At 68.9% G+C, this 13,668-nt stretch carries 11 protein-coding genes and 2 tRNA genes; 6 read left to right on the top strand and 7 right to left on the bottom strand.

The genetic code is table 11. The annotated features are described in order from the left end of the window. The first annotated feature begins 7 nt into the window (after window positions 1–7). The 3 genes from orn (at window position 8) to ACRSBM_RS32275 (ending at window position 2,537) form a co-directional block, all read left to right on the top strand. Window positions 8–613, top strand: coding sequence for an oligoribonuclease (gene orn / locus ACRSBM_RS32265; RefSeq protein WP_434449182.1), 606 nt, complete (start codon window positions 8–10; stop codon window positions 611–613). Window positions 614–678: 65 nt separating this feature from the next. Then, window positions 679–751: transfer RNA gene (locus ACRSBM_RS32270), tRNA-His, on the top strand. A 160-nt stretch (window positions 752–911) separates the two neighbouring features. Next, a complete protein-coding gene (locus tag ACRSBM_RS32275) occupies window positions 912–2,537 on the top strand; it encodes an ABC-F family ATP-binding cassette domain-containing protein (protein ID WP_434449185.1) in 1,626 nt (541 codons plus the stop codon). A 4-nt stretch (window positions 2,538–2,541) separates the two neighbouring features. On the opposite strand, the gene ACRSBM_RS32280 is transcribed toward ACRSBM_RS32275, so the two are convergent. Beyond that, a complete protein-coding gene (locus ACRSBM_RS32280; protein WP_434449188.1) occupies window positions 2,542–3,678 on the bottom strand; it encodes a L,D-transpeptidase in 1,137 nt (378 codons plus the stop codon). Between the two features lie 285 nt (window positions 3,679–3,963). On the opposite strand from ACRSBM_RS32280, the gene ACRSBM_RS32285 reads away from it, so the two are divergent. Then, a tRNA-Lys gene (locus tag ACRSBM_RS32285) sits at window positions 3,964–4,037 on the top strand. 380 nt (window positions 4,038–4,417) lie between these two features. Here ACRSBM_RS32285 and ACRSBM_RS32290 read toward each other — a convergent pair. The 3 genes from ACRSBM_RS32290 to ACRSBM_RS32300 all read right to left on the bottom strand — a co-directional run bounded on the left by ACRSBM_RS32290 (window position 4,418) and on the right by ACRSBM_RS32300 (window position 8,103). Continuing rightward, entirely contained in the window at window positions 4,418–5,335 is a 918-nt protein-coding gene (locus ACRSBM_RS32290; protein WP_434449191.1) for a hypothetical protein, read from the bottom strand. Between the two features lie 180 nt (window positions 5,336–5,515). Continuing rightward, complete coding sequence (locus tag ACRSBM_RS32295; RefSeq protein ID WP_434449193.1) at window positions 5,516–6,754, bottom strand: MFS transporter; 1,239 nt, start codon at window positions 6,752–6,754, stop codon at window positions 5,516–5,518. Then, a complete protein-coding gene (locus ACRSBM_RS32300; protein WP_434449196.1) occupies window positions 6,751–8,103 on the bottom strand; it encodes an MBL fold metallo-hydrolase in 1,353 nt (450 codons plus the stop codon). The genes ACRSBM_RS32295 and ACRSBM_RS32300 overlap by 4 nt, the downstream gene beginning before the upstream one ends. Window positions 8,104–8,157: 54 nt before the next feature. On the opposite strand from ACRSBM_RS32300, the gene ACRSBM_RS32305 reads away from it, so the two are divergent. Together ACRSBM_RS32305 and ACRSBM_RS32310 are read left to right on the top strand one after the other, a co-directional pair. Further along, window positions 8,158–8,811: an ArsR/SmtB family transcription factor gene (locus ACRSBM_RS32305; protein WP_434449199.1), complete on the top strand. Its 654-nt coding sequence runs from the start codon at window positions 8,158–8,160 to the stop codon at window positions 8,809–8,811. Between the two features lie 32 nt (window positions 8,812–8,843). Beyond that, window positions 8,844–10,064 carry an MFS transporter gene (locus tag ACRSBM_RS32310; RefSeq protein ID WP_434449202.1) on the top strand — a complete coding sequence of 407 codons (1,221 nt, stop codon included), beginning with the start codon at window positions 8,844–8,846 and terminating at the stop codon, window positions 10,062–10,064. On the opposite strand, the gene ACRSBM_RS32315 is transcribed toward ACRSBM_RS32310, so the two are convergent. The 3 genes from ACRSBM_RS32315 to ACRSBM_RS32325 form a co-directional block, all read right to left on the bottom strand. Beyond that, on the bottom strand, window positions 10,054–10,677 hold the full coding sequence (locus ACRSBM_RS32315; protein ID WP_434449205.1) for a class I SAM-dependent methyltransferase: 624 nt from the start codon (window positions 10,675–10,677) through the stop codon (window positions 10,054–10,056). The genes ACRSBM_RS32310 and ACRSBM_RS32315 overlap by 11 nt on opposite strands. Window positions 10,678–10,798: 121 nt before the next feature. Continuing rightward, complete coding sequence (locus ACRSBM_RS32320) at window positions 10,799–11,884, bottom strand: NAD/NADP octopine/nopaline dehydrogenase family protein (protein WP_434449208.1); 1,086 nt, start codon at window positions 11,882–11,884, stop codon at window positions 10,799–10,801. A gap of 35 nt (window positions 11,885–11,919) precedes the next feature. Next, entirely contained in the window at window positions 11,920–13,500 is a 1,581-nt protein-coding gene (locus ACRSBM_RS32325; protein ID WP_434449211.1) for an AbgT family transporter, read from the bottom strand. Window positions 13,501–13,668: the final 168 nt, after the last annotated feature.

A 13,668-nucleotide genomic window follows, 5' to 3' on the forward strand; every position in this document is an offset into this window, starting at 1 on the left:
TCGGGGCGTGATGGATCGTCTGGTGTGGATCGACTGCGAGATGACCGGACTCGACCTGGGCAAGGACGCTCTGATCGAGATCGCGGCACTGGTCACGGACGCCGAGCTGAACGTGCTCGGCGACGGTGTGGACATTGTGATCCACGCGGATGACGAAGTGCTCGCCTCGATGCCGGAAGTCGTCATGCAGATGCACGCCAAGTCGGGCCTGACCGAGGAGGTGCGCGCGTCCGCGGTCACCCTGGAAGAGGCCGAGGCCGCCGTACTGGCCTACATCAAACAGTGGGTGCCCGACCCCCGCACGGCTCCCCTGGCGGGCAACTCGATCGCCACCGACCGCGGGTTCATCGCCCGTGACATGCCGGCGCTGGACGCCCACCTGCACTACCGCATGGTCGACGTGTCGTCGATCAAGGAGCTGTGCCGGCGCTGGTACCCGCGCATCTACTACGCGCAGCCGGGCAAGGGCCTCGCGCACCGGGCGCTCGCCGACATCGTCGAGTCGATCCGGGAGCTCGCGTACTACCGGCGCACGGCGTTCGTGCCGCAGCCGGGCCCGTCGACCGAACAGGCCCAGGCCGTGGCCGCTGACCTGCTGAAGAACGTCGACTGACCCCCGATTTCAATATCGGTAGCTCTCGTTGCTATGCTTTCCACGCCGGTCACGGACCGGTGATGGTGGGTGTAGCTCAGTCGGTAGAGCACTGGGTTGTGATCCCAGGTGTCGCGGGTTCAAGTCCCGTCACTCACCCGAGTAGCCGAGCTATATCTGCGGAAAGCGCAGATATGGCTCGGCTTCGGTGTTTTCTGGGGGCCGAGCCCCCAGACCCCGCGCCGGGGGCAAGCCCCGGACCCCCAGCCGGTGGCGCTCCGCGCCTACCTGCCTGTCCCCTGTGTCGCCGGAGATGGTCATGACCACGCTTGTTGCCAAGGATCTCGCCGCCGGTCATGGTGACCGCGTCCTCTTCTCCGGGCTGGACCTCGTGGTCGCTCCCGGTGACGTGATCGGCCTCGTCGGGGTGAACGGTGCCGGCAAGTCGACGCTGCTTCGGACGCTGGCGGGGCTCATCTCGCCCGAGCAGGGCAAGGTGTCATTGAACCCGCCGTCGGCGAACGTGGGGTTCCTGTCGCAGGAGCCCGAACGTCTGGAGGGTGAGACGGTCCGTGACTTCCTGGCCCGCCGGACCGGTGTCGCGGCCGCCCAGGCGGAGCTGGATCTCGCCACCGAGGCGTTGACCGCCGGCAACGACGAGGGCTACTCGGACGCGCTGGACCGCTGGCTCGCGCTGGGTGGCGCGGACCTGGAGGAACGGTCACTGGAGGTCGTCGCGGACATCGGGCTCACCGTGGGCCTCGACGCGTTGATGACCTCGCTGTCCGGTGGCCAGGCGGCACGGACGGGCATGGCGTCGTTGCTGCTGAGCCGCTACGACGTCTTCCTGCTCGACGAGCCGACCAACGACCTCGACCTCGACGGCCTGGAGCGGCTGGAGAAGTTCGTCACAGGGCTGCGCGCCGCCACTGTGCTCGTGTCGCACGACCGCGAGTTCCTGGCCCGCACGGTGACCAGCGTGCTGGAGCTCGACCTGCACCAGAACGCCGTGCGCCTGTTCGGCGGCGGCTACGAGTCGTACCTCGAAGAACGTGCCCGTGCCCGCCAGCACGCCCGTGAGGACTACGAGGAGTTCGCGGACACCAAGGCGTCGCTGGAGGCCCGTGGGCGCATGCAGCGCGCGTGGATGGAGAAGGGCGTGAAGAACGCCCGGCGCAAGGCGGGCGACAACGACAAGAACGCCCGCAAGTTCCGCGCCGACGCCACCGAGAAGCAGGCCTCGAAGGCCAGGCAGACCGACCGCATGATCGAACGGCTCGACGTCGTCGAGGAGCCCCGCAAGGAGTGGGAGCTGCGGTTGGAGATCGCCGCGGCCCCGCGTTCCGGTGCGGTCGTGGCGTCCTTGCGTGCGGCCGTGGTGCAGCGCGGTGGTTTCCGGCTCGGCCCGGTGGACCTGCAGATCGACTGGGCGGACCGGGTCGCGATCACCGGCGCGAACGGCGCGGGCAAGTCGACGTTGCTCGCGGCACTGCTCGGCAGGGCGGATCTGGCGTCCGGCTACGCGACCCTGGGCTCCGGCGTCGTGGTCGGCGAGGTGGACCAGGCACGCGGGTTGTTCCTGGGCGACCTGCCGCTGGTGGACGCGTTCCAGGAGGCCGTGCCGGAGATGAACCCGGCGGACGTGCGGACGTTGCTCGCGAAGTTCGGCCTGAAGGCGGCGCACGTGATGCGTCCGGCGGGATCGTTGTCACCGGGCGAGCGGACGCGGGCCGCCCTGGCCCTGCTGCAGGGACGCGGGGTCAACCTGCTGGTGCTCGACGAGCCGACGAACCACCTCGACCTGGCCGCGATCGAGCAGCTGGAGTCGGCGCTCGAGAACTACCCCGGCACGTTGCTCCTCGTGACGCACGACCGGCGGATGCTGGAGGCGGTGCGGGTGAACCGTCACCTGACCGTCGAGGCCGGTCAGGTGACGGTGTCCTGAGCCGTTAGCGGTTGCCCTGGACCCAGGTCGCCCACGGCACCTGCCAGTCACCGAAGCCGTCCCACGACTCGAGCGGCGGGCCACCGGAGTTGGTGACGATGACGACGTCGCCCTGCTTGCTGTTGTCGAACACCCATTTGGCGTTCTCGGGCGAGAGGTTGAGGCAGCCGTGGCTCACGTTGCGGCGGCCCTGGTCACCGATCGACCACGGCGCGCCGTGGAAGAAGATGCCGCTGTTGGACATGCGGTACGCCCAGTCGACCGGGGTCCGGTAGCCGCCGTTCTCCAGCGCGAGGCCGTACGTGGTCGAGTCCATGATCATGTGGGCGTGCTTCTCCATCAGCACGTACGTGCCGGTGGGCGTGGCGTCGGCCGGCTTGCCCATGGAGGTCGGCATGGTGCGCACGACCTGGCCGTTGACCTTGGTGATCACCTGGTGCGTCTGGCCGTCGGCCTCGTGGATGACCTCGTCACCCACCGTGGTGGTGATGACGCGGTCCTCCTGGCCGTAGATGCCGTTACCGACGTGCTTGCCGTAGACCTTGATGTTCATCGTGATCTTGGTGCCCGACTTCCAGAACTTCTCCGGACGCCAGTGCACCTCCTTCTTGTTGAACCAGTAGAAGGCACCCTCGACCTTGGGCTCGGTGGTGATCTCGAGCATCTTCTCGGCCGCGACCTTGTCGGCCACCGGCTCGTCGAAGTAGAAGGCGAGCGGCTGCCCGACACCGATCGTGGTGCCGTCCTGCGGGTTCGTCGACACGTAGGTGAGCGTGCGCGGCTTCACCGTGGTGAACGACGACTCCTTGGTCTGCGGCTTGCCGTCCTCACCGGTCGCCGTGGCGACCAGCTTGTAGGTCTTGGAGTAGCCGAGCGGCTCCGTGTTCGTCCACTGGGTCGACTCGGCGTTCATCTTGCCCTCGACGACCTTGCCCTCGGGGTTGGTCAGCTTGACGTCGGTCAGCTTCCCGTCCGCCGCCGTGGCGATGACCGGCAGACCGGGCGACACGTCGACCGCGCCGTTGTTCAGCGCCAGCGTCAGCGTGACGGGTTTCGGAGGCGGAGGAGGAGCACTGGACGACTCACCGCCGGCCCCACTCGCGCTGTCGCCGCCACCCCCCGCACAGCCTGCGATCAGCATCACAGCGATTCCCGCTGCGACCACCCCTCGACCGCGCCTGCCCCACATCCCCATCGACGCACTTCCGATCTGCTTGTCGCCACTACCGAGACTGCCTGCACGTACACGATTCGGCGTCCCCCGACTAGGTGACGACAGGTGGTGCCCCGAAGTTGCCCAAGTGGCCGGATCGTTACGTGGCCGATGCACCTCGAAACCCGTACTGACCAGCCGATTGGGAGCGCGCAGAGGCGCTGTGCTAACGTTCTTCCCGTCGGAATGAGCACGGCTCCGGCACACAAACAAGCGCCGCTAGCTCAGTTGGTTAGAGCAGCTGACTCTTAATCAGCGGGTCCGGGGTTCGAGTCCCTGGCGGCGTACTCCAGAGAAGCAGGTCAACTTTCGAGTTGACCTGCTTCTCTGCTTTTCGGGTACTCATCCGAATTTCTGCCTTTCATCGTTCTGGATCATCGGTTTGCGCGCCCGAGACATCCCTGGAAGTTGGGGAGCTCGCTCGGCCTGGTGAGCCCCAGGCGGTGGCTTCGTCGTAGGCGGTGCTGGTGGCGAGGAAGCTGTGAGATGCCCCTAAACCGATTGGCGACGTGCCTGCTTCGGAGTTCGACGCCTCAGCGCACCATGGCCTCCGGATCGGCGACCACAGAGTTCGGCGATCTGGGGACAACGACGCAAAGATCCATGTCAGGACGCACACCCGCACCCTGCCAAGGAACTCGCCGCGTGCCGCCCGGTTTACGGCCGGCTACCGAGCCTCCTGAGGGATCACCGTTCCTCGACTGCGGCGTTCTTCCAGTTCTCCTGCGAGCTGTGCGCTCACCGCGTCGGAGGTCGAACGAACGATCTCCAGTCCTTCACGCCAGGCGGGAGTATCACCGGCGAGGCGCAACAGATGGACCAGCGCACGTCTCCGGACCGATCGCTTGGAGTCGCGCAGCGCTGCGCGAAAAACCTTCCACGACCACAACTCCAGCTCACCCAGCAGCTCGATCGCCTGATATCGCACACTTGAACTCAAGTCCTGCACTGCGACTCGCTGTACGAGTTCAACGGTCGCGTCCGTGACGGCCGGAAGCGCTCCCAGTTCGTACAACGCCCGTGCTCGCTCGCTCTCTGCCAAAGAGTCGAGCAGTGTGCTCACAAGAACGGCTTCACCGCGAGGCGAACCGACTTGCAGGCTGCTGCCATCTTCCGTCAGCCAGGTCAGGTACCACTCGAGGAAGCCCGGCTCGCGCCTCATCCGGGGCGGCATTCCTACCGTCCGCTCGACCAGTCGCCCCGTCTCTGGACCGCTCAGCAACAGGGCCGTTTCGTCCGTGCCACCGTGGTCGGCGACACGGAGACCCTGATGCGTCCCATCGGGCAGCTCCACGCTGACCAGATTCGCGGGCAGCTCGACTGTTCGCCAGGTGCTGAGGCTGCAAAGACCGTAGCCCGGACCCATACCCCCATCGCCGACGCACATCAGGAACTGTTGGTACTCCACCGGCAGTTTCACACCGTTGACCTGCTCGAAGACCGCGAGGCGCGCCTCACTGAGCGGCTTGCCCAGACGCTCTCCTCGTGGGGCCCGGAGGAAGCTCGCGGGACGAAGAAGCGGTTCGGCGAGCAGCCGGCCGAGCGTCTTGTTGATTTCGTCGACAACGCTCGTGTTCTGGCTCACGCCTAACCGCCTTCCTCACGAAGAGCTTCTGGTAAGACGGGCACATCGCCCGCAGCGCATTCCAGATGGAGCCGCCCTGGGGCTCGATGTGACACAAATTTACCAACCACCGTGGTGGCCGGTTTCTTCAACAGTTGTAGTCGACATGGACCGGTCCATCGAGGAGTCCATTGGGGACGGTCACGTGCTGACCTTCCCGTTCGGGTGCGTTTCGTACATGCGCACGGCCACAACGAGTCCGGACAGAGCGGTGAGTGCGGCTACCACCCAGACCGCGGCGCGCAGGCCCCAGACGTCGGCGACGATGCCGCCGAGGAGCGCACCTACCGCGAAGCCGCCGTCGCGCCAGAGCCGGTAGACGCCGACGGCTCGCGCGCGCCAGGCCGGGTGTGCCACGTCGCCGATCACCGCGAGCAGGGTCGGGTAGACCATCGCGGTACCCGCGCCCAGCAGCACCGCCGCGGCGAGCCAGATCGTGAAGGTGTCCGCGAGCGCGACGAGGGCGAGTGCCGCGGCCTGGACGAGCATTCCGGCGGTGATGAGGTGTTTGCGGCCCCAGCGGTCCGAGAGTGGTCCGGTGATCAGCTGGCCCAGGCCCCACACGGCCGGGTAGACGGCGGCCAGGACGCCGATCCTGGCGATCGAGAGGCCGGCGGTGGCGAACAGGATCGGGAACAGGCCCCACGCCAGGCCGTCGTTGAGGTTGTTCACCATTCCGGCCTGGCTGGCCGCCGACAGCGCGGGTTCGCGCAGGCTGGTGCGCGTGAAGATCTCCCGGTCACGCGGTACCTGGTCGACGGGGGCCGGGTGTTGTGCCGCTTCGAGTCGTGCGTGGTCGCGGGTCTCCCGCACGGCGAACACCGTCAGGCCGAGGCCTATGACCACATAGGACAGTCCGAGGAGGAACGGTGCCGGGCGCAACCCGTGGCGGGCGGCCAGGTAGCCGGTGGCGAGCGCGGTGACCGCGACGGCGAGGTAACCGGCGGCTTCGTTGAGGCCCATCGCGAGGCCGCGGCAGGACGGGCCGGCCAGGTCGATCTTCATGATCACGGTGGTGGACCAGGTGAGGCCCTGGTTGATGCCGAGCAGCACGTTGGCCGCGACCACCCAGCCCCACGACGGTGCCCAGATCAGCATCAACGGCACCGGGATCGCGGCCAGCCAGCCTGCCAGCAGCACCGGGCGCCGGCCGAAGCGGTCGGACCAGGTGCCGGCGACGTAGTTGGTGGCGGCCTTGGTCAGGCCGAAGGCGACGACGTAGGTGAGCACGACGGTGTAGCCGGTCAGGCCGAACTCGTCCTCGGCCAGCAGCGGCAGCACCGCGCGTTCCTGCCCGAGCACGCCGCCGACCAGGGCGTTGACCGCGACGAGCAGGCTGAACTGGGCGAGGTTGGCGCGCAGGCCGAGCCGGTGGCTCATCCACCGCTCACCAGGCGTCCGCCGGTGGCGCCGGCCCAGTCGCCGGGGCCGCCCGTGTGCACGGCGACGTCGCGGTGTCCCGCCTGTTCGAGCAGGCTGGCGGCGCCCATGGCTCGTTCGCCGTGTCCGCACATGACCACGAGCGGCTCCCGCGGCACCTCGTCGAGGCGGCCGGGCAGGTCGCCGAGCTCGATGTGCTGTGCTCTCGGCAGGTGCCCGGAGGCGAACTCCGCGTCCTGCCGGACGTCCAGGACCGCTCCCCTCACCTGGTCCGGGCCCACCAACCTGGTTGCGGCGGCAGGGAGTTCCGCGGCGACCCAGGCGGTCATCCCGCCGGCGACCTCTCCCGCGAGGTCGAAGTAGCCGATCTTGGCGGCCTGCCAGGCGATCTCCGCCGGATCCTGATCGGCACCGCGCACCACGATCAGCGGCCGGTCGTGTGGCGCCAGCCAGCCGAGCCACGACGCGAACGCCGGCCGTAGCGGAAGCGAGAGCGCACCGGGCACGTGCGCGGCCGCGAAGTCGGCGAGCGGCCGTACGTCGATCAGACGCGCGCCGTCGGCCAGAAGCCGCCGGACCGCGGCGACCTCCAGCGACGGCAAGCCCGGTGTCCCCGCCACGACGCCCTGGCGGTTGATCTCAGCGAGGCGGCCGAAGTACGGCGGATAGCTGCCGAGCGACCCGAGCAGCTCCCTCACGAAGCTGTCCTCGTCGGGCGCGTGCAGCAACGGGTTCGTGGCCTTCTCCCGGCCGATCGTGCTGGTCCGGTCCGCGCCTGGCGGGGCGGAGCAGAACGATCCGGCGCCGTGCGTGGGCCAGACGGCCACGTCGTCGGGCAGCTCGGCGAGGCGTCGCAGTGACGCGTACTGGGCGCGGGCGAGTTCCTCGGTCCGCTCGGGCGCGACGAGGTCCGTGCGGGCGGCGGCACCGACGATCAGCGAGCCACCGGTGAACACCCCTAGCGGCCGATCGCCGTCGAGCAGCAGGAACGACAGGTGCTCGTCGGTGTGGCCAGGGGTGCCCAACGCGCGCAGACGCAGGCCACCGAGGTCGACCTCGTCGCCGTCGCGTAGCCCGCTGTGCGCGAACTCGCGGTGCCCGGCCGCGGACGCGAGCACGCGCGTACCCGCCGTCACGGACAGGCGGCGTGCGCCGGACAGGAAGTCGGCGTGCAGGTGGGTGTCGGCGGCGAACGCCACGCTCAGGCCGCGGCGCCGAACGGCCTGGTCGGTCGCCCTCAGATCGAGACTCACGTCCACCACCAGCGCCCGGCCGTCCCCCAGGTCGACCAGATACGCGGAGTTCCCCAGTCCCACGTCAACGAGCGGAAGCACCTCAGGCACAGTCATCGTCTCCTCTCACCGATCCATGTTCTACACTATTCCAAGGATGATTGGAGAACCATGGGTGACCGGGACGCGAAGACCGCGTTGTTCGACCAGTTCGCTCGCGTCGGCAAGGCACTGGCGAGCGGCAAGCGGCTGGAACTGCTCGATCTGCTCGCCCAGGGTGAGCGCACGGTCGACGCGCTCGCGAAGTCGGCGGAACTCGGGCTGACCACCGCGTCGGCGCATCTGCAGACCCTCAAGCAGGCCAACCTCGTGGCGACCCGCCGCGAGGGCACGAAGATCTTCTACCGGCTGGCGGGTGACGACGTCGCCGGGCTGTTCTCGTTGCTGCGCACCGTCGCGGACCACCGGCTGCCGGACGTGCGGACCGCGCGGGAGGCCTACCTCGGCGAGGACACGGAGGCGGTGAGCCGGGAGGACCTCCTCGAGCGCGTCCGATCGGGCCGCGCGACCGTGATCGACGTCCGTCCCGCCGAGGAGTTCGCCGCCGGCCACATCCCCGGCGCCGTGTCCATCCCGCTGGACGAGCTGGCGGACCGGCTGGCCGAACTCCCGGCCGACCAGGAGATCGTGGCGTACTGCCGCGGTTGCTACTGCGTGCTCGCCCACGAGGCCATCCGCCTGCTCACCGCGCAGCGACGAACCGCCCGGCGGCTCGCCGGCGGGATGCTCGAATGGCGGCTCGCCGAACTCCCCGTCGCGTTCTGAGATCCGGAACGGACCCCGGAACGGACCCCGGAATGGACACTGTGGACACCCTGATCACCCGTCATCCTGCCCAGCGACGCGTCCTGACCGTGCTCGTCGCCGCCCAGGTCCTCAGCGGCGCCGGGCTCTCGGCGGGCATCACCGTCGGCGCGCTGCTCGCCCAGGACATGCTCGGTGCCACCAGCGCGGCCGGCTTACCCGCGGCACTGTTCACCATCGGCTCCGCGCTCGCGGCCCTGCTGATCGCCCGCGTCTCCGGTCTGCGGGGTAGACGCGCCGGTCTCGCCGGTGGCTACCTCACCGGAGCGGTGGGCGCGCTCGGTGTCGTCATCGCCGCCGCCACCGGCAACGTCGTGCTGCTGTTCGTCGCGTTGTTCGTCTACGGCGCGGGCAGTTCCACCAACCTCCAGGCGCGCTACGCCGGTGCCGATCTGGCCGCCCCGCAACGCCGCGGCAGCGCGGTGAGCACGGTGCTCGTCGCCACGACCGCCGGCGCGGTGCTGGGCCCCAACCTCGTCACCCTGACCGGTGAGCTGGCGACCGGCTGGGGCATTCCCGCGCTCGCCGGACCGTTCATCCTCGCGGTGTTCGCGTACACGGCCGCCGCCATCGTGCTGTGGCTGATGTTGCGGCCCGATCCGCTCCTCACCGCCCACGCTCTGCCCGTGGACTCCGTGGCGAGCGGTGCTTCCCGCCACGACTCACGGCTGTTGCTGATCGGCACGACCACCATGGTCGTCATCCAACTGGTGATGATCGCGATCATGACCATGACCCCGGTGCACATGCGCCACCACGGTCACGACCTCGCGGCCACCGGGTTCGTCATCGCCGTGCACGTGGCCGGGATGTACCTGCCCTCCCCGATCAGCGGCTGGCTCGTCGACCGCGTCGGCAGGCTGCCCATGGTCGCCGCGTCCGGCGTCACCCTGCTCGCGGCCGGGCTGGTCGCCGGGTTCGCGCCCGCCGAGTCCACGTCGCTGCTCACCCTCGCGCTGGGACTGCTCGGGCTGGGCTGGAACCTCGGCCTGGTCAGCGGTACCGCGCTCATCACCGACGCCGTGCCGCTCGAAACCCGCGCCGCGACGCAGGGCCGCATCGACACCGCCATCGCCGTGGCCGGTGCCACCGGTGGCATGGCGTCGGGCTTCGTCGTCGCGTCCAGCAGCTATCCCGCGTTGTCGTTCGCGGGTGGCATCATCGCGCTCCTGCTGGTGCCACTGGTCGTCGTCCGGCCACGCGTCAGGGCTTGACGGCCGCCACCCGTTCGACCATGCCGAGCTTGAGCCTTTCCTGCCGCTGCACCACAAACCCGGCCTGTTCCACCAACGGCAACGGGCGACGCGTCTGGTAGTCACCGCACATCCGGACGCTCAGCTTCTCCAGCAGCGACTGTCCGAAGTGGACGATGCGGTGGTGGCTGCCGACGTGGTCGAGCAACAGCAGTTTCCCGCCAGGCTTGAGCACGCGGTGCATCTCCGCGATCGCCGCGCGCTCGTCGGGAACCCCGCACAGCCCGAGAGTGCACACCACCGTGTCGAACGAGGCGTCGGAAAACGGCAACGCCTGCGCGTCTCCCTCGCACAGCTCGACCTCACGGCCCAGCTCGGTGGCGCGGGCGCGGGCGATGGCCAGCATGGCCGGGCTGAGGTCGAGGCCGGTGAGCGTGACGCCCGCCGGGTAGTGCGGGAGGTTGAGGCCGGTGCCGACGGCGACCTCCAGGACCTTGCCGGTGGCCTGCGGGCACACCCATTCCCGGCCGCCCGCGAACTGGACGCGTTCGAAGAAGCCGATGTCGCGGTCGTAGCGCGGCGCGTAGCGGTTCCACACCTCGCGGAGACCGTCGGTGGTGAGTTTCTCGCTCATGGCGTCGTCCCTTCAGGCAGAAGTCCACGCGCGAGCCATCCTGCCAGCGTGACCGGCACGGCGGCGGGAACCCGGCGGCTCGGCTGGGATGTCCCGGCCGAGCGTCCGCCGGATCAGCCGGTCAGCCCACCACACCGTCGACGAAGGCCGCCCGGATCGAGTCGACGCCGGCGCCGGCCAGTCCCAGCGACTCCGCCGTCCTGCCGCCGGCGACGAAGTCCCGCCCGCACAGGATGCCGCTCAGGGCGATGAACGAGTCAGTCAACGGCATGGCCAGACCGATCTGGGCAGCGAGCGAACTCCAGGTGACCAGGCCGAACGGGACGTCCTCGGTGAAGTAGCGGTGCTCGACCGAGTCCGGCTCGGGAAAGGCCTGCCGCCCGTACGCCTGCGTGATCCGTTCGGCGAAGGTGCCCTCGGTGACGCCGTACGCGGTGGTGAGGACGTCCCAGAAGCTGGTGGGCCGCACGCCGAGTGCGTTCGCCAGGCTCAGGCGTTCGCGGTCGAGCGCGTCGATGACGCCGGCGATGCGGGGCGTGACCAGGGAGTGCAACGGGTGGAGGTCGGCGTCCTCGACCGTCTTGAAGTTCAGCACCGCCGGGGGCACGTGGTAGATGGGGTTGCAGTTGAGGAGCCCGACGGCCAGCGTGTCCCCTCCCGGCACGTACCGCTCGCCGAAGAAGTCCCGGAGGATCTCCAGGGCCTGGGGGGTGTCCGCACTGGGGACGACGGCCACGGGCACCGAGTGCTTGATCGCTCCGATGTAGACGTTGGCGGGCTCGCGCAGGCGGCAGGTGTAGAGGCTGGTCGGCGTTTCCGCGATGAGGCACGGCTTGCGGCCGGCGAGCGCGAACATGCGGGCGAGTTCGACCCCGCTGCCCAGCACCGCGGGCTGGAAGAGCGCGAGCTGGGAGGGTTCCAGCACGGCCGCCAGTTCCTCCGAGAGGTACGCGTGCGCGAACGCCGGTGCGGCGACGATGACCACCTGCGCGCCGTCGACGGCCTGCGACAGGTCGGTGGTGAGCAGCGACGGCTTGCCGTGGCCCACGACGTCACCGACCAGGTCGATGCCGCCGCCGTTGGCCCTGATCGGTTCGAGGTCGTGGCCCCACCTGTCGTAGAGCCGCGCGTCGTGGCCCTGCAGCGACAGGTGACCCGCGATGGCCTGGCCGACGTTGCCCGCGCCGATGATGGCGATACTACCCATGGGAAGAGCTCTCTTTTCTGTTCGTACGAACGGGATCACCTGACGGGCACGCCCGGTCCCAGCGGGATTCCGAGCGCGTACCACAGGGAGAAGAAGGCCGACCACGAGACGAGCACGGTGAGTCCGACGGGAACCGTGAAGGACAGCAGCGTGCCGACGCCGGCTCCCTTGCGGAACTGCTGGACGAATCCCAGTGCCAGCACGAAGTACGCGTTCATCGGCGTCGTGTTGGTGACCGAGTCGCCGATCGCGAAGGCGACCATCGCGGCCTGCGGGGCGAGCCCGACGTACATCGCCAGCGGCACCATCACGGGCGCGAGGATGGACCACATGGCCGAGCCACTGCTGATCATCATGTTGAGGCAGCTGATGGCCACGACGATCACGAGCAGGATGACGAGGTGGGGCGCGTCAAGGGACTTCAGGAGCTCGGCGCCCTCGACGGTGATCACGGAACCGATGCCGGTCCAGGTGAAGTAGGCGAGGAACTGCGCGACCACGAAGAAGAGAACGATCACCGGGGCGATGGACCGGACGCCGTCCGCCATCGCGGCCGGAACGGACGCCAGGGTGGGAATCGTGCCCACCTGCCTGCCGTACACGATTCCGAGGATGGTGAACAGCAGCGCGATGAACACGGCGATGTTCACGACGACCACGGACTTGACGATGCTGCCGCCCTCGCCGCGGAACGGCGATCCCGGCCACAGCAACGCGACCATCCCCAGGACGTAGACCACGAACACCGCGGCGGTCACCGCCAAAGCCCGCTTCTCGACGGCGGTCAGCGTGATCGCGTGCGGGGCGCCGACGTGCTCGCCCGCGTCACCGGTCCTGGCGTTGAAGACCCGGTCGGCGGCCGCGTCGTCCTCGGGATTCGGCGCGAACTCCGGTCGCTTCGCCAGGAACAGGTCGACGACGAGAGCGATGACGGCGGCGAGGACCACCGAGGACGCCGCGGTGAAGAAGTAGGTGGCGACCGGGGTGATGACGTACCCCGGATCGACGATGCGGGCGGCCGCCGTCGCGAGCGACGACCGGATGGCGTCGCTCGGTGTCACGAGCGGGCTGGCGTTGAACCCGATCGCCGTCGACGCGTACGCGACCATCAGGCCCAGCAACGGGTTCCGCCCGGCACTCCGGTAGGCCAGCGCGCCCAGCGGGATCATCACGATGTAGGCCGAGTCGCTCATGACGTGCGCGGTCATGGCGCTCAGGGCGATGGAGAAGGTCAGCCAGCGGGTCGGCAGACGACCGATGGTGACGCGCAGCAGAGCGGTGAGCAGACCGCTGCGCTCGGCGATGATGACGCCGAGCAGGACCACCACGACGACCGCCATGGGCGGGAACTTGGAGAAGTTGCCGAGCGCGGACGACACCGCGAACTCGGCTCCGGCCCAGGAGAACAGGTTCCGCACCGCCACGGAGTCGCCTGACGAGGGCAGCGTGACGGACACCTGGGCGTGGGCCAGCACGGCGCTCGTCACGCCGAGGACGGCGGCCAAGATCCAGAACAGCCAGAACGGGTGCGGCAGCTTGTTGCCCACTCGTTCGATGATGCTGAGCGCCCGGAACAACCGATTCATGGAGCCGTCGGCGACCGGTCTGCTGCTCACGGGTTGCGTCATCTCAGTGGCCTTTCGGGTCGATGCGCAGGAGCGGATCGGGAAATGGGCGAAGATCTGTTTCGAATCGGTCTTCGGCACGCCTGCATGACCCCGCGTGGATCGGGGTCGGGATCCGTTCTGGGAAACGAGTCCGGAAACTCGTCGAAATGATCGGCC

This window comes from Lentzea xerophila, from assembly GCF_051094245.1.
Lineage (GTDB): Bacteria > Actinomycetota > Actinomycetes > Mycobacteriales > Pseudonocardiaceae > Lentzea > Lentzea xerophila.